Here is a 22453-nt window from a genome sequence, read left to right on the forward strand (position 1 = left end):
TCAATCGGCGTCAGCCGGCTGAAAAATGCTCAGGATCGGATTTTCGCGCACCCTTTGTTTCGGTTCCGGCAGGATTTCATAGAAAGGCGCTGCCGGGCGGGCCCTGTCAAGACTCGATTGCCTCAGGGATGTGCGGGGCCTCGAAGATAGGCAGGGAGCCCATCGGCCATGACGCTTTCCGAGGCGAACGTCCGCATCTGCACTTCGCGACGATGCGCGAGGGAAGGCCCGGCGAGCGCGTCGGCTTGAGCTATTCTCGCGAGAAAATTGAGAGGTTTCGGCGGTTCGCTTTAAAAATGCGAACGGCGCTCTGTCGGCGCCGTTCGCCGAAGACGGCGAGAGGTCGGTGCGGATCGAGCGACCCTATTCTGCGGCCTTTTCCGTAGCCTCGGCACGAACGGTCGCGAGGCGCGTCAGCGCGTCGCGCACGCCCGCGCCATAGGCGGGATCGGCCTTGGCGCAGTTGGCGATGTGCCGTTCCTGGATCGGGATGGCAGCGGCGCCGACAGCACGCGCCGTGTTGTCGAACAAGGCCTGCCGCTGGGCTGCGTTCATCTTGCGAAAGAGGTCGCCGGGCTGCCGATAGTGATCGTCGTCGATGCGGTGATCCCAATGTGCGGCTGCACCATCGATCTCGAGCGGCGGCTCGTTGAGATCGGGCTGGTCCGTCCACTCGCCGCGGCTGTTCGGGAAATAGGTCGGCGTCCTCCCGAGATTGCCGTCGGTCCGCATCGCGCCATCGCGATGGTAGCTGTGATACGGGCATTTCGGCGCGTTGACCGGGATCAGATGATGGTTGACGCCGAGGCGATAGCGCGCCGCGTCCCCATAGGAGAACAGCCTCGCCTGCAGCATCTTGTCGGGCGAGAAGCCGATGCCCGGAACGACATGGGCCGGCGAGAAGGATGCCTGTTCGACCTCGGCGAAGACGTTTTCCGGATTGCGGTTCAGCTCGAAATAGCCGACCGCGATCAGCGGGAAGTCCGCCTTCGGCCAGATCTTGGTCAGGTCGAACGGGTTGAAGGCAAACGCCTTGGCTTGATCGTCGGTCATGATCTGCACGAACATCGTCCAGCGCGGGAAATCGCCGCATTCGATGCTCTCGAACAGGTCGCGCTGGTGAGTCTCGCGGTCCTTGCCGATGAGGGCTTCGGCCTCGGCGTCGGTCAGGTTTTCGATCCCCTGCTGCGTCCGGAAGTGAAACTTCACCCAGGTCCGCTCATTGGCGGCATTGATGAAGCTGTAGGTATGGCTGCCGAAGCCATGCATGTGCCTGAAGCTTCTGGGAAGGCCGCGCTCGCTCATCACGATGGTGACCTGGTGCAGAGCCTCCGGCAACAACGTCCAGAAATCCCAATTGTTGTCGGCGCTGCGCATTCCGGTCCGGGGATCGCGCTTGATCGCATGATTGAGGTCGGGAAAGCGCAAGGGATCGCGGAAGAAGAACACGGGCGTGTTGTTGCCCACCATGTCCCAATTGCCTTCCTCGGTGTAGAACTTCAGCGCAAAGCCGCGGATGTCGCGTTCGGCGTCGGCTGCGCCGCGCTCGCCGGCTACCGTCGAGAAGCGTGCGAACATCGGTGTCTGCTTGCCGACTTCCGAGAAGATCTTCGCTTTGGTGTATCGGGTGATGTCATTGGTCACGGTGAAGGTGCCGAAGGCGCCGGAACCCTTGGCATGCATCCGTCGCTCCGGGATCACTTCGCGATCGAAATGTGCTAGCTTCTCGATCAGCCAGACGTCTTGCAGCAGCGCGGGCCCGCGGCGGCCCGCGGTCATGATGTTGAGGTTATCGCTGACGGGCGCGCCCGTCGCATGGGTCAAACGTTTCGGCTCATCGGCCATGGGATGCTCCTGAATATGGGGTCATTGGCTATTGCTGCCCGCGTGCGAAATCTCAGGCTCGCATGGGTCCACAGCAGTCGATTTCGAGATCGCACTGTCCTTGCGCGAACGCCGGTCAGCCGTGCCAATGCGAGTTGCGGATGACGCTGCAGAAATTGCCGCGATGGAAATGCGGCTCCTTGTCGGCGATGACGTCGGCCTTGACGTTGCCGAACGTCGTATCAGGCCGATGCTTGATGCCGTCGTAGAAGGCCTGGATGATGTCTTCCTTGAAGCGCGGCGTGCGCGGAAACGCCTTCACGACCGCCTCGCGCTCCGCGTCGGAATATTCGTCGTAGGTGAGCCCGAGCACGTCCATCTCGACGCCTGCGGTCACCAGCGCGACGACGGGGTGCATGTGCTGGGGGACGCCCGGCGTGGTGTGCAGGGCGATCGCGGTCCAGACCGTGTAGGCGTCGGCTTCCGAAATGCCGTGGCTGCGCAGGAAGTCGCGCGCGGCGTGTGCGCCGTCGACCTCGAACCGCTCGTGCTGGCTGCCATGGCCCGGCATCAGGCCGATGTCGTGAAACATGGCGCCGGCGTAAAGTAGCTCACGGTCGAAGGTCAGTCCGCGGCGGACGCCAGCCATCGCGCCGAACTGGTAGACGCGGCTGGAATGGTCGAAGAGCAGGTCCGTTTCGGTGTCGCGGATGTATTCGGTGATGGCACGCGCCAGCTTGCTGTCGGGAATGACGGCGGCCTCGGTGATTTCTGACATGAGCAGCTCCTGAAATTTTGGATCGCGTTCACTGTAAATCCGGGCTACGTTGTCTTAAATCGACGTAACACGTCAAAAACGGACAAATTCGGATCGAGGCGGACATGGGCGCAAAGCCGAAACCAAGGACGGTTGTGATCGTGGCGCTGCCAGGCGTGCAGCTGCTCGATGTCGCAGGGCCGCTCGATGTGTTCGCCGAGGCGAACGTGCAGGCCGGCTATCCCGCCTATGCCTTGTTCGTGGCGGGCGCGGAGCCAGGGCCGATCCGCAGTTCCTCAGGCGTCCGGCTGATGCCCGACCGAATCGTCGACCGCGACTTCCAGGAGCCCATCGACACCTTGCTGGTGGCGGGATGCCCGAACGCGGCCGAGGTCCCGGCGGACGGGAGCGTGATCGACTGGCTGCGGCGGCGCGCTTCGCGGACCCGCAGATTCGGCTCGGTGTGCAGCGGGGCCTTCTTCCTTGCCGCCGCCGGTCTCCTTGATGGCAGGCGGGTCACGACGCATTGGGCGGTCGCAGACATGCTGGCGAGGAAATTCCCATCGGTCACCGTGGACAAGGATGCCATCTACGTCACCGACGGCAAGCTCCGCACGGCCGCCGGCGTGACCGCAGGGCTCGATCTGGCGCTGGCTCTGGTCGAGGAAGATCTCGGGCGCGATACGGCCATGAAGGTTGCAAGCCAGCTCGTGATGTTCTTCAAGCGCCCGGGTGGGCAGATGCAGTTCACCCGCAAGGGCGAGGCTGTTCCCGCCGGCCGCGCCGCGCTGCAGGAGCTGCAGCGCTGGGTCGCCGCCAATCCCGGGCTCGACCACAGCGTTGCCAGCCTCGCGACGCGCACGGAGCTCAGCCCGAGGCACTTTGCACGGCTGTTCCGCGCCGAGGTCGGGGTCACGCCTGCGACCTGGGTCGAGGAAGCCCGCGTCAATGCGGCGAGGCGGCTGCTCGAGTTTGGCAATGAAGCCCCGAAGCAGGTGGCGCTCCATTGTGGATTCGCCGATGCCGATACGCTGCGTCGCGCGTTCAATCGTCACGTCGGCGTGACGCCCGCCGAGTATCGCAAGCGGTTTGCGCGAATCACGGAGGTTCCAGCTCGCCAGCACTGAGCCGGCTTCCGCGTCCAAATGGGCCGGCGGGGGCCGCCCAGCGGGGTGTGCGGGACCTACGGATACCCGCTTGCTTTCCCGACCTTTTGGCCCCAAATAGGGACCGGGAGATTGGCGGTGGACGAGCCACTCGCCAACCGGGTCAGGTCCGGAAGGAAGCAGCCCTAACGAGGTCCGGATCGGGTCGCTCGTCAGTCTCCTACCTGTTTTTCCGAGCGAATTGCGCCGGCGGGCTTCCCGCCAGCGCGCTCCTTTCCGCAAAAGCCGGGCGAAAGACATTCCATTGCGGATCGACCGATGACCGACGCTGGCGCCCCTCCCAACCCCGACAGCGCCGGCCAGGCCAGCACGCCCTACCGGGTGCTGGCGCGCAAATACCGGCCCTCCAGCTTCGACGACCTGATCGGCCAGGAGGCCGTGGTCCGCACCGTCTCGAACGCGTTCGAGACCGGGCGCATTCCGCAGGCCTGGATCCTCACCGGCGTCCGTGGCGTCGGCAAGACCACCACCGCGCGTATTCTGGCCCGTGCGCTCAACTACGAGATGCCGGATGGCTCGGTGAAGGGCCCGACCATCCACATGCCGACCCTGGGCGTGCATTGCCAGGCGATCATGGAAAGCCGGCACATGGACGTGCTGGAGATGGACGCCGCCTCGCACACCGGCGTCGACGACGTCCGCCAGATCAATGACAGCGTGCGCTACGCGCCGGCCAGCGCCCGCTACAAGGTCTACATCATCGACGAAGTCCACATGCTGTCGACGGCGGCGTTCAACGCCTTCCTGAAGACGCTGGAGGAACCGCCGGAGCACGCCAAATTCGTGTTCGCGACCACCGAGATCCGCAAGGTTCCGGTCACCGTGCTGTCGCGCTGCCAGCGTTTTGACCTGCGCCGGGTCGAGGCCGACGTGCTGATGAAGCACCTTGCCAATATCGCGGCCAAGGAAAACGTCGAGATCGAGCCCGAGGCGCTCGGCATCATCGCGCGCGCCGCGGAAGGCTCGGTGCGCGATTCGCTGTCGCTGCTCGACCAGGCGATCGCGCACGCGGCAGGCACCGTGAAGGCGGACGCGGTCAGGCAGATGCTGGGCCTCGCCGACCGCACCCGCGTCATCGACCTGTTCGATTCGCTGGCGCGCGGCGACATCGCTGCCGCTTTCAAGGAGTTCCGCGACCAGTACGACGTCGGTGCCGATCCGATCGTCGTGCTGTCGGACCTTGCCGAGTTCGTCAATTTCGTCACCCGCGTGAAGATCGTGCCGGCGACCGCCGACAACGTCGCCTATGGCGAGACCGAGCGCGTGCGCGCGCGGGATTTTGCCTCGAAGATCTCGATGCGCGTACTGTCGCGGATGTGGCAGATGCTGCTCAAGGGCATCACCGAGGTGCAGGCCGCGACGCGCCCGGCAGCGGCCGCCGAGATGGTGCTGGTGCGCATCGCCTATGTCGCCGACCTGCCGACGCCGGACGAAGCGATCAAGATGCTGGAGCAGAACGGCGGCGGCTCGCCGGTCGTGGGCGGCGGAAGTGCCGCGCGCAGCGGCGCGCCGGGTGCGCCGGTGGCCTCCGCGGCGCCGGTTGCCTCGGCTGCACCCATGCGCGCACCGACTTCGTCACCGTCCGGGTTCGGTGGCGGTGCAGCCCGGCCGCAGATGGCGGCGCCCGCGCCGGATCCGCAAGGGGCCGCGCCCCAGCTGCGCATCACGAGCTTCACCCAGCTCGTCGCGGTCGCCGGGCAGAAGCGCGATCTCATGACCAAGGCCGCGCTCGAAGGCGACATGCGCCTCGTTCGTTTCGAGGAGGGCCGGCTGGAAGTCGCGCTCGAGCCCAACGCCTCCAAGACCATGATCTCCGAGCTCGCGCGAAAATTCGAGCTCTGGACCGGCCGGCGCTGGACCGTGATCGTCTCCAACGAGCAGGGCCAGCCGACGCTGCGTTCGGTGAACCACGCGGCGAAGCAGGAACATGCGCGCTCCGCCGAAGCGGATCCGCGCGTGCAGGAGGTGCTGTCGCGTTTTCCCGGTGCGAAGGTCGTCGAGGTCCGCAGGCTTGCCCCCGAGGCGCCGGAAACCAATATGAATGCGGACTATGGCAGTGACGATCCGCCCGATGGTTCCGACGGCGACGATCTCTAGAGCATGATCCGGACCCGAAGGGCCGCGTAGCGCAAAGTGTGAAGCGGTTTTCCGATTAGATCATGCTCAAACCAAGAGTTAAGGCGCGATGACGAGTCATCGCGCCAACCAAGGACAGCACCGATGGTCGATATTTTCGGCATGATGAAGCAGGCGCAGCAGCTGCAATCCAAGATGCAGGAGATGCAGGATCAGCTCTCCAACGTCGAGGTCGAGGGCATCTCCGGCGGCGGTCTCGTCGCCGTGCGCATGACCGCGAAGATGGACGTGAAGGGCATCAAGATCGATCCCTCGCTGATGAAGCCGGAAGAGCGCGAGGTGCTCGAGGACCTGCTCGTCACCGCCCTGGGCGATGCCCGCCGCAAGGCCGAGACGGCCGTGCAGGAGAAGATGCAGGCGCTCACGGGCGGGCTCAGCCTGCCGCCGGGTATGTTCGGCCAATAAGATGGGTTCGGTTGCAGGTCCCGAAATCGAGCGGCTGGTCCAGCTCCTCGCACGGCTGCCGGGCCTCGGTCCGCGCTCGGCCCGGCGTGCGGCGCTGCATCTGATCAAGAAGCGCGAAGCGCTGATGATGCCGCTGTCCTCAGCCCTGCAGGTCGCGCTCGACAAGGTCCAGGTCTGCAAGACCTGCGGCAACATCGACACGCAAAATCCCTGCACGGTCTGCACCGATCCGAAGCGCGATCCCGCCATCATCGTCGTGGTCGCCGATGTCGCCGATCTCTGGGCGCTGGAACGGGCCAATGCGACCCAGGGGCGCTATCACGTGCTGGGGGCGACCTTGTCGCCGCTCGACGGGGTCGGCCCGCAGGATCTCACCATCGACGCGCTGGTCGGGCGCGCGCATGCTGCCGAGGTGCACGAAATCATCCTGGCGCTGAACGCGACGGTCGACGGCCAGACCACGGCGCACTACATCACCGACCTGCTTCAGGACGCCAACGTAAAAGTAACCCGGCTGGCCCATGGTGTGCCGGTCGGTGGCGAGCTTGATTATCTCGACGAAGGTACGCTATCGGCCGCGATGCGGCAGCGGACCCTGTTCTAGCCATCCAGACTTACGGAACGGACGACATGACGAAACTTTTCGCCACTCGATCGGCTTTGGTCGCGACGATGATAATGCTGGCGACCCCGGCCATCTCCGCGCAGCAGGACGACGGGGCGCCGCCGCCGCCGAAGCCCGGCAAGCCAATCAGTGCCGGCGAGGTGCTCTCGGGCGAATTGAACGCAATGAAGGTGCGCGACATCAAGAACGCCGGCAAGCGGATTGCGATGTACCAGATCACCTCCGAGCCGCGTCGACTGCCGGCGCCGAACGGGCTGTGCAATCTCGAGACCGGCCCTGAGACGTTCCAGCTCGTCACTTCCAGCGACGCGCAGGCCACGCAGCTGAAATCGTTCGTCGGCAAGGCGATCTCGGTCAAGGTCGACGAAGTCGCCTGCGCCAGCGATCCCGGCCAGATGAGCGAAGCCGTGATCACGAAGTGGAGCTTGATCAAGAAGCAGTAGGGGGCGCGGCTCCAGCCGAGCTACCGTAGGGTGGGCAAAGGCGCAAAGCGCCGTGCCCACCATTCTCCCGGCGACGATTCAGGTGGTGGGCACGCTTCGCTTTGCCCACCCTACGGCATCGCGGGCGTAGCGCGTGCCGAGTTTACACCCTTACCGGCCCCAGCGTCTCGAAATGCCCGCGCTTCTGCAGCCAGGCCAGCAGCACCAGGCTCGGGATCGCCACCAGCACGCAGATCACGAAGAACAGCGGCCAGCCGGTCGTCTCCGCGACATAGCCCGCACTCGCTGACAGATATGTTCGTCCGACCGCCGCAAGCGCGGTGAGCAGCGCGTATTGCGTCGCCGTGTGCAGCGGATTCTGGCACAGCGCGGAGAGATAGGCGACGAAGATCACGGTGCCGATGGCGCTGGTAAAGTTCTCGCAGGTGATGGCAAAGGCCAGCGCCCATTGGCTGGTGCCGACGAAGGCCAGCCAGGAGAAGGAGAGATTGGCGAGCGCCTGCACCACGCCGCCGATCCACAGGCTGGTCGCCAGCGAATAGCGCCGCGCGAGGAAGCCGCCGGCAAAGCCGCCGATCAGCGTTGCCGCGAGGCCGACGCCCTTCACGATCGCCGCATAATCGTTGCGGGAAAATCCGAGGTCGATCACGAACGGCGCGGTCATCGTGCCGGAGAAGGCATCGGTGAACTTGAACAGCACGACGAAGGCGAGCGCGGCGAGCGCGTCCTTGCGCGACAGGAATTCCGAGAAGGCCCCGATCGCCGCGTGCAGCACGCGCGCGAACGCCGTCTCGGTTTGTGTCGCAGCTTCCGCCCGCGCCGATTGCTCGGGCTCGGTCGCGGCCAGCGCGGTGATCGTGCCGATCAGCACCATCGCCGCCATCACCACGTAGCCCCACATCCAGGCTGACGCGCGCGGAATGCCGGTGCCCTCGAAGCCGGACACGATGAACAGCGCGCCCGCGGTCGAGACCAGCATGCCGATGCGATAGGCTGCGACATAGGAAGCCATTCCGGCGGCCTGCTCGCTTTCCGGCAGGCTCTCGACGCGGAAGGCGTCGACCACGATGTCCTGCGTCGAGGACGTGGTCGCGACCAGCAGCGCGCCGAGCGCGACGTAGAACGGCGAGCGCGCGGGATCGGTCAGCGCCAGCAGCAGGATCGCGATGATCAGCAATAGTTGCGAGAACAGCAGCCAGCCGCGCCGCCGTCCGAACGCGCGGGTGAACAGCGGCACATGCAGCGCATCCACCAGCGGCGCCCACAGGAATTTCAGCGTGTAGGGCGTGCCGACCAGCGCAAACAGCCCGATGGTCTTGAGATCGACCCCGGCCTCGCGCATCCACACCAGGAGCGTCGAGCCCGACAGCGCCAGCGGCAGCCCGGACGAGAAGCCGAGGAACAGCACGATCAGCACCCGCGGTTGCAGGTACACGGCCAGGCCGTCGCGCCAGGAGGTGGGGGCCGTGTCGGGGCTGGCAGGGGAGGTCGCGTCGGGTGCGGTCATGGGGAGGTGTTAGCAGATTCTGGGTGCGCTGCCTCGTCTCCCTCTCCCCGTTCTTACGGGGAGAGGGCGGGGTGAGGGGCCTCTCTCCGCGTGCGAGATCGACGAGAGACCTGTACCCCCTCACCCGGATCGCAAGGGCGATCCGACCTCTCCCCGCAAGCGGGGAGAGGTGAACAACTCACTCCCCCGCCTGGAGCTTCCTCGGGAACAGCTCCGCGGCACCGGTTGCCACCAGATGCGGACCCTCCGGCGCGTCGGTCTTGCTGAAATCGAGCTCCTCGATTCTCCCCGCGCGTTTCTCGATCTTGTCGGCGGAGATCAGCACCTGCCGCACGTCCTCGTTTGCGTCGGCAAAATGCTTCTGCAATTTCAGCACGCGGTCGCGCAGGCGGCCCAAATCGTCGCCGAGCTTGATCACCTCGGTGCGGATCTGGTCGGCGGCGTCGCGCATGCGCGCATCCTTCATGATCTGCTGCATCACCTGGATCGCGAGCATCAGCAGCGACGGCGACACCAACACGACGCGGGCGCGATAGGCCTTCTGGATCACGTCGTCGAAACCGTCATGGATCTCGGCATAGACCGATTCCGACGGCACGAACATCAGCGCCATCTCCTGGGTCTCGCCAGCGACGAGATATTTGTCGGCGATGTCGCTGACATGCTTCATCACGTCGCCGCGCAGCCGCTGCGTGGCGATGCGCTTCTCCTCGTCGGTGCGCGCATCGTGCAGCGCGGTCATCGCCTCCAGCGGAAACTTTGCGTCGATGCAGAGCGGCCGCTGGTCGGGCAGGAACACCACGCAATCCGGCCGCTTTCCCGTCGAGAGCGTGAACTGGAACTCGTAGGCGCCTTTTGGAAGCCCGTCCTGGACGATCGCCTCCATCCGCGCCTGGCCGAAGGCGCCGCGCGACTGCTTGTTGGCGAGCACGTCGCGCAGGGTTGTCACCTGCGTGGTGAGGTCGGTCAGGTTCTTGTGCGCGTTGTCGATGATGCCGAGCCGCTCGTGCAGGGCGCGCAGGCTCTCCATGGTGTTGCGCGTCGAGTGTTCCATGGACTGGCCGACCCGATGGGTCACCGAATCCAGCCGCTCGTTGACCGCGCGCGCCATGTCGGCCTGGCGGCCGGCCAGCGCCTGGGTCATGGCGTCGGCTCGGCCGGCAGCTTCGCTCTGGGCGTGCAGCACCTGGCTGAGGCGCTCCTCGAGCTCGTCCGCGCGGATGGCATTGGCCATGGCGAGTTCCGCGCCGCGCCGCCCGGATCGCGCGATCACGACCGCGATCACCACCAGCAGGATGACGACGAGGGCGCCGAAGCCGATCAGCGCATCGATGGTGCGGACCGGCCAGTCGCCAGCCAGGAAAATGATCTCGTTCATGGCGGCCCTTGTAGCCGATTCGACACCCTCCGCGAACGAATAGCGAACGCTTATGGTTAATGGCCCCCTAATTTTTATGGTTAACGAAACCTGAAGTTTTATGGTTAGCGGAGGGTTAACGGAGTTCCTCGCCGCATTGACCGCATCCGGCATGCGGCTTAAATCGCGGCCATGGCCCTCAGAGAAATCATCATCCTGCCCGACAAGCAGCTGCGTCTGGTCTCCAAGCCGATCGAGAAGGTCACGACGGAGATCCGCAAGCTTGCCGACGACATGTTCGAGACCATGTACGACGCGCCCGGCATCGGGCTCGCGGCGATCCAGATCGCGCAGCCCTTGCGGCTGATCACCATGGACCTCGCCAAGCCTGACCCGGACGGCGAGACAAAGCCGGAGCCGCGTGTCTTCATCAACCCTGAAATCATCGCCTTCTCCGAGGATCTGTCGGTCTACGAGGAAGGCTGCCTCTCGATCCCCGAATATTACGAGGAGGTCGAAAGGCCTGCGAAGGTGCGCGTGCGCTTCACCGACCTCGACGGCAAGGTGCACGAGGAGGACGCCGAAGGCCTCTACGCCACCTGCATCCAGCACGAGATCGACCATCTCAACGGCGTGCTGTTCGTCGACTATCTCTCAAAGCTCAAGCGCGACCGCGTGATCAAGAAGTTCGAGAAAGCCGCCAAGCGCGCGGAGTAGCCACGTCCTCCGCCGTCATGCCCGGCCTTGTGCCGGGCATCCACGTTCTTTGCCGCCGCGAGCAGCGAGAACGTGGATGGCCGGGACAAGCCCGGCCATGACGAGTAACTTGCTCGTTCCCGAGGATTGTCTCGTCATATGTCTCTCCGCCTGATCTTCATGGGTACGCCCGATTTCTCCGTGCCGACGCTGCTCGAGCTGGTCTCGCACGGCCACGAGATCGCGGCGGTCTATACCCGCGCGCCCAAGCCCGGCGGACGGCGCGGCCTGCAATTGCAGCCGACTCCGGTCGAGGAAGCCGCGCGAAAGCTCGGCGTGCCCGTGCTGACGCCGAAGTCGCTGAAGACGCCCGAAGCGCTCGACGAGTTTCGTGCCTTTGATGCGGATGCCGCCGTCGTCGTCGCCTACGGCATGATCCTGCCGCAGGCGATCCTCGATGCGCCGAAGCTCGGCTGTTACAATCTGCACGCCTCGCTGCTGCCGCGCTGGCGCGGCGCCGCGCCGATCAACCGCGCGATCATGGAAGGCGATGCCGAGAGCGGCGTGATGGTGATGAAGATGGATGTCGGCCTCGACACCGGCGACGTCGCCATGGCCGAGCGTCTTGCGATCACGGACAACATGACCGCGGTCGATCTGCATGACCGTCTCTCCCGGCTCGGCGCCGATCTGATGGTGCGCGCGATGGCCGCGCTCGCCCGCGGCGGGCTCCAGCTCAAGAAGCAGAGCGAGGATGGCGTCACCTACGCCGCCAAGATCGACAAGGCCGAAGCGCGGATCGACTGGACCAGGCCTGCGCGCGCCGTGCTGCGCCACATCCACGGCCTGTCGCCGTTTCCCGGCGCCTGGGCCGAGCTCGAGAATGCGCGCGTGAAAATTCTGCGCTGCGAGCTGGCGAAGGGCTCCGGTGCACCCGGCGAGGTGCTCGACGACCAGCTCACGATTGCCTGCGGCGAGGGCGCGATCCGCATCCTCGAGCTCCAGCGCGAGGGCAAGGCGCGGATGCAGGCCACGGACTTTTTGCGCGGCGTGCCGGTGAAGCCGCCGATGCGGCTGGCCTGATGCCCCGCTACAAGCTCACCATCGAATATGACGGCGCGCCGTTCTTCGGCTGGCAGGTGCAGGACACGCTGCCTTCCGTGCAGGGCGCGTTAGAGGCGGCGGTGAAGGCGATGACCGGCGCGGATCTGCGGGTGCATGGCGCGGGCCGCACCGACGCCGGCGTACATGCGCGCGGCCAGGTCGCGCATGTCGACATCGAGAAGCAGTTTCCGCCGGGCCGTTTTCGCGACGGGTTGAATGCGCATCTGCGCCCGCATCCGATCGCGGTGTTGGAGGCCGAGATCGTCCCTGACGCCTTCGAGGCACGCTTCTCGGCCGTGAAGCGGCACTACCGCTACCGCGTCGTCAACACCCGCGCCAATCTCACGCTTGATATCGGTCACGCCTGGCGCGTGCCGCGCCGGCTCGATGCCGATGCGATGCATGCGGCGGCACAACGCCTGCTTGGCAAGCACGACTTCACGACGTTTCGCGACACCGAGTGCCAGGCCAAGTCGCCGGAGAAGACGCTCGACCAGCTCGACGTGCACCGCGACGGCCGCGAGATCACGATTCTCACCTCGGCGCGCTCCTTCCTGCACAGCCAGGTGCGCTCGATGGTGGGATCGCTGGTCTGGGTCGGCGAGGGCCGCTGGACCGCGGACGATCTCACCGCAGCGCTCGCAGCCCGCAACCGCGCGGCGTGCGGCATCGTCGCGCCGCCTGACGGGCTGTATCTGATGAAGGTGGATTATTAGCGCCCGCTGCCGCCACAGACGTCATGGCCGGGCTTGTCCCGGCCATCCACGTGCGCCAACATGCAACCATGCATGGTGGATGGGTCTACATCCTGGCGAGCGCGCCAAACGGCATTTTGTATGTCGGTGTGACGAGCGACATTATTCGCCGCATCTATGAGCATCGAAACGGACTCGTTCCCGGCTTCACCAAGAAGTACGGCGTCAAGCTGCTGGTCTATTTCGAGCGCTATGAGGATATCCAAACCGCTATCCAGCGCGAGCACAACATCAAGCATTGGTCGCGGACGTGGAAGGTCAGGTTGATCCTCAGGGATAATCCCGAATGGAAGGATCTGTACGAGACGATTGTTCAATGAGACGGGCCCGGGCTCTCGCCACATCGTCATGGCCGGGCTCGTCCCGGCCATCCACGATCTTTCTTGTCAGGAGCGCCAAAGAACGTGGATGCCCGGGACAAGCCCGGGCATGACGGCGGTGGGTTGGGCGGCGATTAACGCCCTACCCAAAATACCGCGTCAAAATCCCCCGATACACCTGCGTCAATCTCTCCAGATCCACCACCGGCACGCGCTCGTCGACCTGGTGCATGGTCTGGCCGACCAGGCCGAACTCGATCACCGGGCAATAGCTCGAGATGAAGCGCGCATCCGAGGTGCCGCCTGAGGTCGACAGCTCCGGCTTGCGGCCCGTCACCTCTTCGATCGCCGACACCGCAAGATCGGTGAACGGGCCGGGCTTGGTCACGAACACATTCGAGTTCGAGGGCTCCCAGACGATGCGAGCCTTGATGCGGTTGCCGCAGGCTTTCGTCAGGCGCGCTTCGACCAGCTCGCGCAAGGATGCCTGGGTGTGGTTGTCGTTGTAGCGGATGTTGAATTTTGCGCGCGCCTCGCCGGGGATGACGTTGTTGGCCTTGTTGCCGACGTCCACCGAGGTGAATTCGAGATTGGAGGCCTGGAACTGCGCGCTGCCATGGTCGAGCGGCTCGTCACTGATCGCCACGATCAACCGTGAGATATCAGGCACCGGATTGGATGCACGGTGCGGATAGGCGACATGGCCCTGCACGCCGTCGACATAGAGCGTGCCGGACTGCGAGCCGCGGCGGCCGACCTTGATGGTGTCGCCGAGCGTCTCGACGTTGGAGGGCTCGCCAAGCACGCAATGGTCGAACTTTTCGCCGCGCTCCGCGGCCCATTTCAGCAACTTGATGGTGCCGTTGATGGAGACGTCTTCCTCGTCGCCCGTGATCAGGAATGAGATCGAGCCCTTTCCATCGGCGCGCGGCGTGCCGCCATTGGCGGCGAGATGCTCGAGCACGGCTGCCACCGAGCAGGCGATCCCGCCCTTCATGTCGACCGCGCCGCGGCCGTGCAAAAAGCCGTCCTTCACCTCGCCCGAGAATGCGCCGACGCTCCAGGCGTTCTCGTCGCCGGGCGGCACCACGTCGGTGTGGCCGGCGAAGGTGATGTGCGGGCCCTCAGTGCCGATCCGCGCATAGAGATTGTCGACGTCGGCGGTGCCGGGTTCGGAGAAGGTCACACGGTGACAAGTGAAGCCGGCAGCGTTGAGGGCTTTCTCAAGCACGCCCAGCGCACCGGCATCGGCCGGGGTTACCGAGGGGCAGCGGATGAGATCGCGGGCAATCGAGAGAGCATCGGTCATGCGCCCCGCTTAACATGCATGCCGCCGGGTGGGCTAGCGCTGGGCGGCACCAATTCGAGCTCGCTTTGCTGGTCCCAGCTTTTTGCAGGGGACGAGCCGTCCTCGGTCTTGGCCAATGGATCAGGACCGAACCGGTTATCGCCGACGCTGCCTGATACGATGAACATCTCGACAAACCCCCACAGCCACGGGATGGACGCGACCAGCCAGAACGGAAGCATCCAGGTGGAGTTCGGCAGCAGGTCCGAGAACTGGTTGTACAGGCCGGGCAGGAAGAAGAACGGAACGAGCCACCAGCCACTCCTGTCGCGATCATGCAGCCGCTTGATCGCCGTCGCGAGATAGATCCAGAGGAACAGCGACAAGCCGAACGCCTTCAGGATCAGGTTGGTGCGATCAACGGGCGCCAGCGAGCGATAGGCCCGGGGATCGACCAGCTTGAAGAGGTCGTCGAGGCCGAAGTCGAAATCGAGTTTCAGGGATAGCTTCAACGCCCCCTCGGCGTTGATGAGGTGGATCACCTGACCGATCACCCCGAGCAGGGCCGCCAGCAACGCGACGATTAGCAGCGCCTGCCACAGCAAGGCGCGGTTGATGCGGCCGTCGAAGCGAAAGAGGTACCAGGTCCAGTCCATGGCGAAGGTTCCGGGCAGCGGAGGCCGTCCGGTGATTGGTCGCGATGGGGAGAAGGTGGGTTCGATACGGTAGCAAACCCGTCATCCCCGCGCAGCGGCGAAGCCGCTGTCGCTGGAGGTGCGAGTGGCGCGATGCAAAGCATCGCGCCGGGAGCCTCGAAGGATGGGCGGCCGGGATGTGGCCGCAGCCGGGCCGTCGCCCTTCGAGGGCCGCCGAAGGGGCGGCCACCTCAGGGTGACGGTAAGGGAATGGCGCTGGTGGCGCCGATCAATCCCGCAGCAGCTCGTTGATGCTGGTCTTCGAGCGCGTGCGCTCGTCGACGCGCTTGACGATCACGGCGCAGGCCGTGCTCGGGCCGATCTGGCCGTTCTTCATCGGCTTGCCGGGCAGCGCGCCGGGCACCACCACCGAATATTCCGGCACCTCGCCGATGAAGATCTCGCCGGTCTCGCGGTCGACGATCTTGGTCGAGGCGCCCAGGAACACGCCCATCGCCAGCACCGCGCCCTTGCGGACGATCACGCCTTCGGCGACCTCGCTGCGCGCGCCGATGAAGCAGTCGTCCTCGATGATGACGGGCTCGGCCTGCAGCGGCTCGAGCACGCCGCCGATGCCGGCGCCGCCGGAGATGTGCACGCGCTTGCCGATCTGCGCGCAGGAGCCGACGGTCGCCCAGGTGTCGACCATGGTGCTCTCATCGACATAGGCGCCGAGATTGACGAAGGACGGCATCAGCACGACGTTCTTGGCGATGAAGGCCGAGCGGCGGACGACCGAACCCGGCACCGCGCGAAAACCGGCATCGCGAAAACGGTTCTCGCCCCAGCCTTCGAACTTCGAGGGCACCTTGTCCCACCAGGTCGCCTTGCCGGAACCGCCGGGAATGACGCCCATGTCGTTGAGGCGGAAGGACAGCAGCACGGCCTTCTTCAGCCATTGATTGACCTTCCACTTGCCGTCGGCGCCACGCTCGGCGACGCGCGCCTCGCCCTTGTCCAGGATCTCCAGCGCCTGGTCCACGGCCTCGCGCACCTCACCCTTGGTCGAGGTCGAGATGCCGTCACGCGCGTCGAAGGCGCTGTTGATGGTGGATTCGAGGGCGGACAGGGACATCGGAATTTCCTCTGGGAAATGAGAATTTTGACGGATTGGGGCGCTTTTTCGGGATTTGGCGGGGAGGAGTCAAGGCATACTCCGCCGTCGTCCCGGGGCGCGCGAAGCGCGAGCCCGGGACCCATAGCCACGGGCAGTCATTTGGCGAGGATTCGGAGTTATCGATCTCGCGCAACAACCACTCCCTGTGGTTATGGGTCCCGGGCTTGCTTCGCGCCCCGGGACGACGGCGGCTATTTGGGCAACAGTCCCGCCAAAAAACCCGCCAGATCATCCGTGACGTGGTCGACATGGGGCGCGTCCCGGCCCTCCAGTTCCCAGTCCTCCCGCACCACTTCCTTGGTGCCGTCAGGCACCACCAGCACGGTGGTCATGCCGAGCGCGTGCGGGACGGTGAGGTTGCGGGCGAGGTCCTCGAACATCGCGGCTTTGGTCGGATCGACGGCATGGTCGGCGAGGAATTTTTGATAGGTCTGCGGCGACGGCTTCGGCTCGAACCCGGCGGCGATGATGTCGAACACGCCGTCGAAATGCGTTGCCAGGCCGAGCCGCGCCAGCACGGCATCGACATGGTCGACCGAGCCGTTGGTCAGGATCAGCTTGCGCCCCGACAGTTTTGCGATGGCCTCGCCGAGCGCCGGGTTCGGCTCCAGCGGCGAGTGGTCGATCTTGTGGACATAGGCGAGGTAGTCGTCGGCGCGCACGCCATGCAGGGTCATCATGCCGCGCATGGTGGTGCCGAAGCGCTGATAATAATCCTTCTGGATCTTGCGCGCTTCCTCCGGACCGACGTTCAGCCAGTTGCAGACGAACTCCCCGATCCGCGCGTCGACCTGCTGCCACAGATTGACGTGGTGCGGGTAGAGCGTGTTGTCGAGGTCGAACACCCAGGTGTCGACATGGGCAAAGGTGCGGAGGGAGGTCATTGTGGCTCTCTATCCTTCAAACACAATCGTCGCCCGATCCTCCGCTGTCGTCCCGGACAAGCGTAGCGCAGATCCGGGACCCATAACCACAGGGAGTGGTTTGACGAAGACTGATAACCATCATCTCGCGCCACAACCAAATCCTGTGGTTATGGGTCCCTGCTTTCGCAGGGACGACAGCGGAGTTCTTGGCGCCGCCATCATCGCAGCAACGCCCATCACGGCATCGCAAAGCGCAGCGTCTTGCCGCCGCTCGACATGTCCACCACGCCAAAACCCGTCGCCGCGAATCCGCGCGCGCCGCAATCGGCCTGCTCGTTGGTCTCGAACTTGGTCTCGCGCGTGCAGAGCTGCCTGTCGCCGCCCCAGTTCAGCGGCTTGTCCTTCAGCTTGATGACGCGGTTGTCGGCATCGATGGCCTCCGCGAAGCTGAAAATCTGCTTCGGCTGCCCGGTCACATCGGGGTGCAGGCACGTCTTGGGATCGATGCGATACCAGCCGCGGCTCGTCACGGACTTGCCGTCGTCGGTGGCGACCGCCGCCATCACCTTGTGCGGCGTGTCGTTGCACCAGGTGAGGCCGGTTGCAGAAGGCGTCTGCACCGCATCGACCATGGTCTTGAAGAAGTTCGGCGACGACATGATGTCCGCCGCCAGTCCGCGGCTCTTCAGGAAGGCGGCCAGTGCTGCCTGCGTCTTCGGCCCGTCGACGCCGTCGATCGGCGCCGCGTCGTAGCCCGCGATCACCAGCAGCCGCTGGATGCCGGCGAGGCGCGCCTGCTCGTCGTCATATTCGGAATCCTCGGCGAGATAGGCCGTGAAATTGCCGTCCGCGGCTTGCGTCGGCGTGATCTGGGTGAACGCGGCCTGGGTCTGGCCGCTGCGGCATTGCCGCGCAGCCGCGATGACGAAATTGTCCTGCGCCACGCACAGCATGTCGCTGCCGTTCTGCGGGATCGGCGAGGCGCCGTAAACGCCGAGCGCGCGGGCGTTGAGCAGGATGCGGTCGGCGGAGAGCGTACCCTGCACCACGACGCGGCAGGTGGCGGGATCGATCCTGAACCAACCGCGCGTCGCGGTCGCCGCCTTGTCGTCGATGCCGATCGCGGCCTCGACGACATAGGACATGCGGTTGCAGATCTTCAGGTCGGCCAGGGCGGGCGCGGAGGAGAAGAAGAACGAGACGGCCGCGGCGGGCAGTGTCATCAGGAAGCGGGTCAGGGTTGAGCGACGATGTCGCCGAGCCCTCAACTCGTCATGCCCGGCCTTGTGCCGGGCATCCACGTTCTTGGCGCGAGACGAAAGGTCGTGGATGGCCGGGACAAGCCCGGCCATGACGGCTTGCTTTGGCCCGCTCATCATCACTTATGGATCAGCGTTCCCGTGCCCGTGTTGGTGAAGAGCTCGAGCAGCACCGCGTGCTGCATCTTGCCGTCGATGATGACGACGCCCTCCACGCCCTGTTCGAGCGCGTAGATGCAGGTCTCGACCTTCGGAATCATGCCGCCGGAAATGGTGCCGTCGGCGATCAGCTTTCGCGCGTCCTTCACCGAAAGCTGCGGGATCAGCTTCTTCGACTTGTCGAGCACGCCCGGCACGTCGGTGAGCAGCAGCAGGCGCTTTGCCTTCAGCGCGCCGGCGACCGCACCGGCAAAGGTGTCGGCGTTGACGTTGAGCGTCTGGCCTTCCTTCGAGGTCGCGAGCGGCGCCAGCACCGGGATCAGCTCGTAGCCGATCAGCTGGTTGAGCAGCGTGAGGTCGACCTTCTCGGGGTCGCCGACGAAGCCGAGATCGATCGCCTTCTCGATGTTCGAACCCGGATCGACGATGGTGCGCGTCGTCTTCGACGCCTTCACCATGTTGGCGTCCTTGCCCGACAGCCCCACGGCCTTGCCGCCGGCTTCGTTGATGTAGCCGACGATCTGCTTGTTGACGGAGCCGGCCAGCACCATCTCGACGATCTCGATGGTCGCGGCATCGGTGATGCGCAGGCCTGCTGCGAACTCCGACTGGATGCCGAGGCGCTTGAGCATGGTGGCGATCTGCGGCCCGCCGCCATGCACCACCACCGGGTTGATCGCGGTCTGCTCGAGCAGCACGATGTCGCGGGCAAAGTTCTTCGCGGTCTCCTCGTCGCCCATGGCATGGCCGCCATATTTGATGACGATGGTTTCCTCGTCATACTGCTGCATGTGCGGCAGCGCTTCGGACAGGATGCGGGCCTGGTCGAGCGGGGAAATTTCGGTCATGAGGCGGATCTCGCTGGCGGGACTGTCGGTGCGCGTTCTATCCGATTGGCGGGCGCGGCGCAAAGTGTGGCTGGCATGCCGCCCTAGCCCGGATGGAGCGCAGCGGAAATCCGGGCTACGGACTGCGCTTCGCCGCCACGGCTGCGAGCGTCACCGCCAGCCAACTCAAGATCATCACCGTTCCACCGGTCGGCGCGGCGAACGGAAACAGCGAGTGCCCCGCATATTGCCGCAAGGTGAGATCGCCCGCGAACAGCGCGGCGCCGATCACGAAGCCGAACGCCGCGACGAGGCCAATTCCGCCGTGCAGAAGGCCGCGCGCGAGCAGGGCGACACCTGCGAGTATGGCAGTTGCGTGAAACAGCAGCATGGCGCTGGCGGAGGCGAGCCGGCTGGCGTCGGCGCCGTGGGCGGAGGCGGCGGCCAGCGCGACGCCGGCGGCGCCCATCAAACCGGCAAGCCCAAGCAGCAGGCGGAACGCGAGCGTCACGAGGTGCGCTCTTCCAGCAGCTTCGCCATCGCGGCGCGCAGTTCGGCCATGCCGGTCGAGCTCCGTGACGAGGTCGCGAGCACGTTCGGAAACGCCGCCGGATGTTTTGCCAGCGCGGCCTCGGTCTCGGTGATGCGGGACTCAAGCTCGGACGCCTTCACCTGGTCGGCCTTGGTCAGCACGATCTGGTAGCTCACCGCGGAACGGTCGAGCGTCCCCAGGATTTCGAGGTCGACGTCCTTGAGGCCATGCCGCGCGTCGATCAGCACGTAGACGCGTGCGAGTGAGGCGCGCCCCAGCAGGAATTTGTGGATCAACTCGGTCCAGGACGCGACTTGCGTCTTCGGCGCCTTGGCGTAGCCATAGCCGGGCATGTCGACGAGGCGCAGGTCCTTCTTGCCGGGGACCTCGAAGAAGATCAGTTCCTGGGTGCGGCCCGGCGTATGCGAGGTGCGCGCAAGCGCGTTGCGGCCGGTCAGCGCGTTGATCAGGCTGGACTTGCCGACATTGGAGCGGCCGGCAAAGGCGATCTCCAGCCCATCCATCGGCGGCAGCGTCGCAATCGAGGGCGAGGCCCAGATGAACTGCCAGTCGCGGGTGAACAGCTTTCGCCCGGTCTCGATCAGCTTCGCATCTTTGTCGTCGGTCATGCGAAGATCTCACCTCTCGTCATGGCCGGGCTTGTCCCGGCCATCCACGTCTGTCCACACGGTACCCTCCAAAACGTGGATGCCCGGGACAAGCCCGGGCATGACGATGTGGAGGCATTTGCGCCCAACAATGACGGCGCTACGTCGCCTTCTTCGCGAACGTCGCCTTGAGATTGTCGAACAGCTCCACCTTCACGCCGTTGCGGCGCATGATGAAGCTCTGCTGGAGCACCGAGAGCGTGTTGTTCCAGGCCCAGTAGATCACGAGACCCGCCGGGAAGCCCGCCAGCATGAAGGTGAAGATCAGCGGCATCCAGTTGAAGATCAGCTGCTGGGTCGGATCCGGCGGCGTCGGGTTCAGCTTCATCTGGAACCACATCGTGATGCCCATGATGATCGGCCAGATGCCGAGCGCGAGGTAGTGGCCGAACACCGGAATCGTCGTCGGATCGAACGGGATCAGGCCGAACAAGGTGAACAGATTGGTCGGATCCGGCGCGGAGAGGTCCTTGATCCAGCCGAAGAATGGCGCGTGCCGCATCTCGATGGTGACGAACAGCACCTTGTAGAGCGAGAAGAACACCGGGATCTGGATCACCACGGGAAGACAGCCGGCGACCGGATTGATCTTCTCCTTGCGGTAGATCTCCATCATCTCCTGCTGCTGCTTCACCTTGTCGTCGGGAAAGCGCTCCTTCAGCGCCTGGAGCTGCGGCTGGACCGACTTCATCTTCGCCATCGAGGCGTAGGACTTGTTGGCCAGTGGGAAGAACAGCAGCTTGACGATCACGGTGACGAGCAGGATCGAGATGCCGAAATTGCCGAAGAAGCGGTAGAAGAAGTCGAGGCCGAGGAACATCGGCTTGGTGATGAAGTAGAACCAGCCCCAGTCGATCAGCAGATCGAAATGGTTGAGGCCGAGTTCCTTGTTGTAGCCGCCGAGGCCGGCGAACGGGAACACGCCGACGACGCCGGCTTCCTTGGCGCCGGCGAACAGCCGCGCGTTCGCAGTCGCAGTGCCGCCGATCGCGACGGTGACGGGGTCGAGCAGATAATCGGTCTGGTAGGTGTGGACGTTGCCGACCGGGTTCGACGAGAAACGCGCCTGGAGCTGCGCACTGGTGTCCGGCAGCAGCGCCGAAGCCCAGTACTTGTCGGTGATGCCGAGCCAGCCATTGGTGGCCTTGAAGTTCACCGCCTTGGCTTCGTCGATCTTCTTGTAGGCGTATTCCTGCAAGCCATCGAGATAGCCGATCAGGCCTTCATGCAGGATGTAATAGCCGGAGACCTGCGGCGTGCCGTGGCGCGAGATCAGCGCGAACGGGTAGAGCGTAACAGGCGCGTTGCCGACATTGCTCACCTCGTCCTTGAGCGTGAAGAGATAGTGGTCGTCGACCGCGATGGTGCGGCGGAAGGTGAGGCCCTCGCCATTGTCCCATTTCAGCACCACCGGCGTCGTCGGCGTCAGGCTGCCGCTGCCGTCCTGCTGCCAGAGGGTCTGGGCGTCCGGCAGCTTGGCCGTCACGCCCGTCGCCGGCACCCAGCCGAACTCGGCGTAATAGGGTTCTGCGGTGCCCGAGGGCGAATAGAGGATGATCGGCGGCGACTTCGGGTCGACCGTTTCGCGGTATTGCACCAGCGCGATGTCGTCGATGCGGCCGCCCTTCAGCGAGATGCTGCCGGCAAGCCGCGGCGTGTCGATCTTCACGCGCGGGCTGGCTGCAATCGCGCTTTCGCGGGAAACGACCGGCTGGGCCTGGTTGGCGGCCGGTGTTGCCGGCTGGGCCGCGCTGCCGGGCTGCGGCGCGGCGCCCGGCGTTGCGGAGGCCGTCGGCTGCGGCGTGTTCTTCTGGAGCTCGGCCTGCGCCTGCTGCTGGGCGCGCTGCTTCTCCATCGCCGGCACGTTGTAGAAATATTGCCAGGCGATCAGGACGAGGCCCGACAGAATGACGGCGAGGATGGTATTGCGATTGTCGGTCATCACTA

22 protein-coding genes and 1 other RNA gene are annotated in these 22453 nt (G+C 65.1%); 10 read left to right on the top strand and 13 right to left on the bottom strand.

Annotation, left to right across the window (positions count from 1 at the left end; genetic code table 11):
* Positions 1-363 precede the first annotated feature (363 nt).
* Both ABIA90_RS37800 and ABIA90_RS37805 read right to left on the bottom strand, forming a co-directional pair.
* Positions 364-1845, bottom strand: coding sequence for a catalase (locus ABIA90_RS37800; protein ID WP_354121374.1), 1482 nt, complete (start codon positions 1843-1845; stop codon positions 364-366).
* Between the two features lie 115 nt (positions 1846-1960).
* The gene (locus ABIA90_RS37805) at positions 1961-2602 is read right to left on the bottom strand and encodes an HD domain-containing protein (RefSeq protein WP_354121375.1); all 642 of its coding nucleotides are present in this window, start codon (positions 2600-2602) and stop codon (positions 1961-1963) included.
* A gap of 104 nt (positions 2603-2706) precedes the next feature.
* Here ABIA90_RS37805 and ABIA90_RS37810 point away from each other — a divergent pair, with 104 nt between their 5' ends.
* The 6 genes from ABIA90_RS37810 (at position 2707) to ABIA90_RS37835 (ending at position 7356) form a co-directional block, all read left to right on the top strand.
* Positions 2707-3708: a GlxA family transcriptional regulator gene (locus tag ABIA90_RS37810; RefSeq protein ID WP_354121376.1), complete on the top strand. Its 1002-nt coding sequence runs from the start codon at positions 2707-2709 to the stop codon at positions 3706-3708.
* Positions 3709-3814: 106 nt separating this feature from the next.
* An RNA gene (gene ffs / locus ABIA90_RS37815) (signal recognition particle sRNA small type) lies at positions 3815-3911 on the top strand.
* A 94-nt stretch (positions 3912-4005) separates the two neighbouring features.
* Positions 4006-5844: a DNA polymerase III subunit gamma/tau gene (locus ABIA90_RS37820; RefSeq protein ID WP_354114425.1), complete on the top strand. Its 1839-nt coding sequence runs from the start codon at positions 4006-4008 to the stop codon at positions 5842-5844.
* Between the two features lie 123 nt (positions 5845-5967).
* On the top strand, positions 5968-6288 hold the full coding sequence (locus tag ABIA90_RS37825; RefSeq protein ID WP_028148995.1) for a YbaB/EbfC family nucleoid-associated protein: 321 nt from the start codon (positions 5968-5970) through the stop codon (positions 6286-6288).
* A gap of 1 nt (position 6289) precedes the next feature.
* On the top strand, positions 6290-6892 hold the full coding sequence (gene recR, locus ABIA90_RS37830; RefSeq protein ID WP_354121377.1) for a recombination mediator RecR: 603 nt from the start codon (positions 6290-6292) through the stop codon (positions 6890-6892).
* A gap of 26 nt (positions 6893-6918) precedes the next feature.
* Positions 6919-7356 (top strand): hypothetical protein, encoded by a 438-nt coding sequence (locus ABIA90_RS37835; RefSeq protein ID WP_063979822.1) that lies wholly within the window; start codon positions 6919-6921, stop codon positions 7354-7356.
* Positions 7357-7498: 142 nt separating this feature from the next.
* Here ABIA90_RS37835 and ABIA90_RS37840 read toward each other — a convergent pair whose 3' ends face one another.
* Both ABIA90_RS37840 and ABIA90_RS37845 read right to left on the bottom strand, forming a co-directional pair.
* Positions 7499-8863: an AmpG family muropeptide MFS transporter gene (locus ABIA90_RS37840; protein WP_354121378.1), complete on the bottom strand. Its 1365-nt coding sequence runs from the start codon at positions 8861-8863 to the stop codon at positions 7499-7501.
* A 178-nt stretch (positions 8864-9041) separates the two neighbouring features.
* On the bottom strand, positions 9042-10241 hold the full coding sequence (locus ABIA90_RS37845) for a DNA recombination protein RmuC (protein ID WP_085398512.1): 1200 nt from the start codon (positions 10239-10241) through the stop codon (positions 9042-9044).
* Positions 10242-10412: 171 nt separating this feature from the next.
* On the opposite strand from ABIA90_RS37845, the gene def reads away from it, so the two are divergent.
* The 4 genes from def (at position 10413) to ABIA90_RS37865 (ending at position 13095) form a co-directional block, all read left to right on the top strand.
* Positions 10413-10937, top strand: a complete 525-nt coding sequence (gene def / locus ABIA90_RS37850; RefSeq protein WP_208084096.1) for a peptide deformylase — start codon at positions 10413-10415, stop codon at positions 10935-10937.
* A gap of 138 nt (positions 10938-11075) precedes the next feature.
* Positions 11076-11999, top strand: a complete 924-nt coding sequence (gene fmt, locus ABIA90_RS37855; RefSeq protein ID WP_354121379.1) for a methionyl-tRNA formyltransferase — start codon at positions 11076-11078, stop codon at positions 11997-11999.
* On the top strand, positions 11999-12736 hold the full coding sequence (truA, locus tag ABIA90_RS37860; RefSeq protein ID WP_354121380.1) for a tRNA pseudouridine(38-40) synthase TruA: 738 nt from the start codon (positions 11999-12001) through the stop codon (positions 12734-12736). The genes fmt and truA overlap by 1 nt, the downstream gene beginning before the upstream one ends.
* A 23-nt stretch (positions 12737-12759) precedes the next feature.
* Entirely contained in the window at positions 12760-13095 is a 336-nt protein-coding gene (locus ABIA90_RS37865; RefSeq protein WP_063979816.1) for a GIY-YIG nuclease family protein, read from the top strand.
* A 142-nt stretch (positions 13096-13237) separates the two neighbouring features.
* On the opposite strand, the gene dapE is transcribed toward ABIA90_RS37865, so the two are convergent.
* The 9 genes from dapE to yidC all read right to left on the bottom strand — a co-directional run bounded on the left by dapE (position 13238) and on the right by yidC (position 22448).
* Positions 13238-14404 carry a succinyl-diaminopimelate desuccinylase gene (gene dapE / locus ABIA90_RS37870; protein WP_354121381.1) on the bottom strand — a complete coding sequence of 389 codons (1167 nt, stop codon included), beginning with the start codon at positions 14402-14404 and terminating at the stop codon, positions 13238-13240.
* On the bottom strand, positions 14401-15039 hold the full coding sequence (locus tag ABIA90_RS37875) for a DUF805 domain-containing protein (protein ID WP_063979814.1): 639 nt from the start codon (positions 15037-15039) through the stop codon (positions 14401-14403). The genes dapE and ABIA90_RS37875 overlap by 4 nt, the downstream gene beginning before the upstream one ends.
* Before the next feature lie 268 nt (positions 15040-15307).
* Positions 15308-16153, bottom strand: a complete 846-nt coding sequence (gene dapD / locus ABIA90_RS37880; protein ID WP_063979813.1) for a 2,3,4,5-tetrahydropyridine-2,6-dicarboxylate N-succinyltransferase — start codon at positions 16151-16153, stop codon at positions 15308-15310.
* 233 nt (positions 16154-16386) lie between these two features.
* On the bottom strand, positions 16387-17079 hold the full coding sequence (locus ABIA90_RS37885) for a pyrimidine 5'-nucleotidase (protein WP_354121382.1): 693 nt from the start codon (positions 17077-17079) through the stop codon (positions 16387-16389).
* Between the two features lie 218 nt (positions 17080-17297).
* On the bottom strand, positions 17298-18284 hold the full coding sequence (locus ABIA90_RS37890) for a DUF1036 domain-containing protein (protein ID WP_354121526.1): 987 nt from the start codon (positions 18282-18284) through the stop codon (positions 17298-17300).
* A gap of 155 nt (positions 18285-18439) precedes the next feature.
* Positions 18440-19327: an acetylglutamate kinase gene (gene argB / locus ABIA90_RS37895; protein WP_354121383.1), complete on the bottom strand. Its 888-nt coding sequence runs from the start codon at positions 19325-19327 to the stop codon at positions 18440-18442.
* Positions 19328-19442: 115 nt separating this feature from the next.
* Positions 19443-19817 carry a DUF423 domain-containing protein gene (locus tag ABIA90_RS37900; protein WP_354121384.1) on the bottom strand — a complete coding sequence of 125 codons (375 nt, stop codon included), beginning with the start codon at positions 19815-19817 and terminating at the stop codon, positions 19443-19445.
* Positions 19814-20467, bottom strand: coding sequence for a ribosome biogenesis GTP-binding protein YihA/YsxC (yihA, locus tag ABIA90_RS37905; RefSeq protein WP_063979810.1), 654 nt, complete (start codon positions 20465-20467; stop codon positions 19814-19816). The genes ABIA90_RS37900 and yihA overlap by 4 nt, the downstream gene beginning before the upstream one ends.
* Before the next feature lie 139 nt (positions 20468-20606).
* Complete coding sequence (yidC, locus tag ABIA90_RS37910; RefSeq protein WP_354121385.1) at positions 20607-22448, bottom strand: membrane protein insertase YidC; 1842 nt, start codon at positions 22446-22448, stop codon at positions 20607-20609.
* Between the last annotated feature and the right edge of the window lie 5 nt (positions 22449-22453).

The sequence above is a fragment of the Bradyrhizobium sp. LA6.8 genome, assembly GCF_040547935.1.
Lineage (GTDB): Bacteria > Pseudomonadota > Alphaproteobacteria > Rhizobiales > Xanthobacteraceae > Bradyrhizobium > Bradyrhizobium barranii.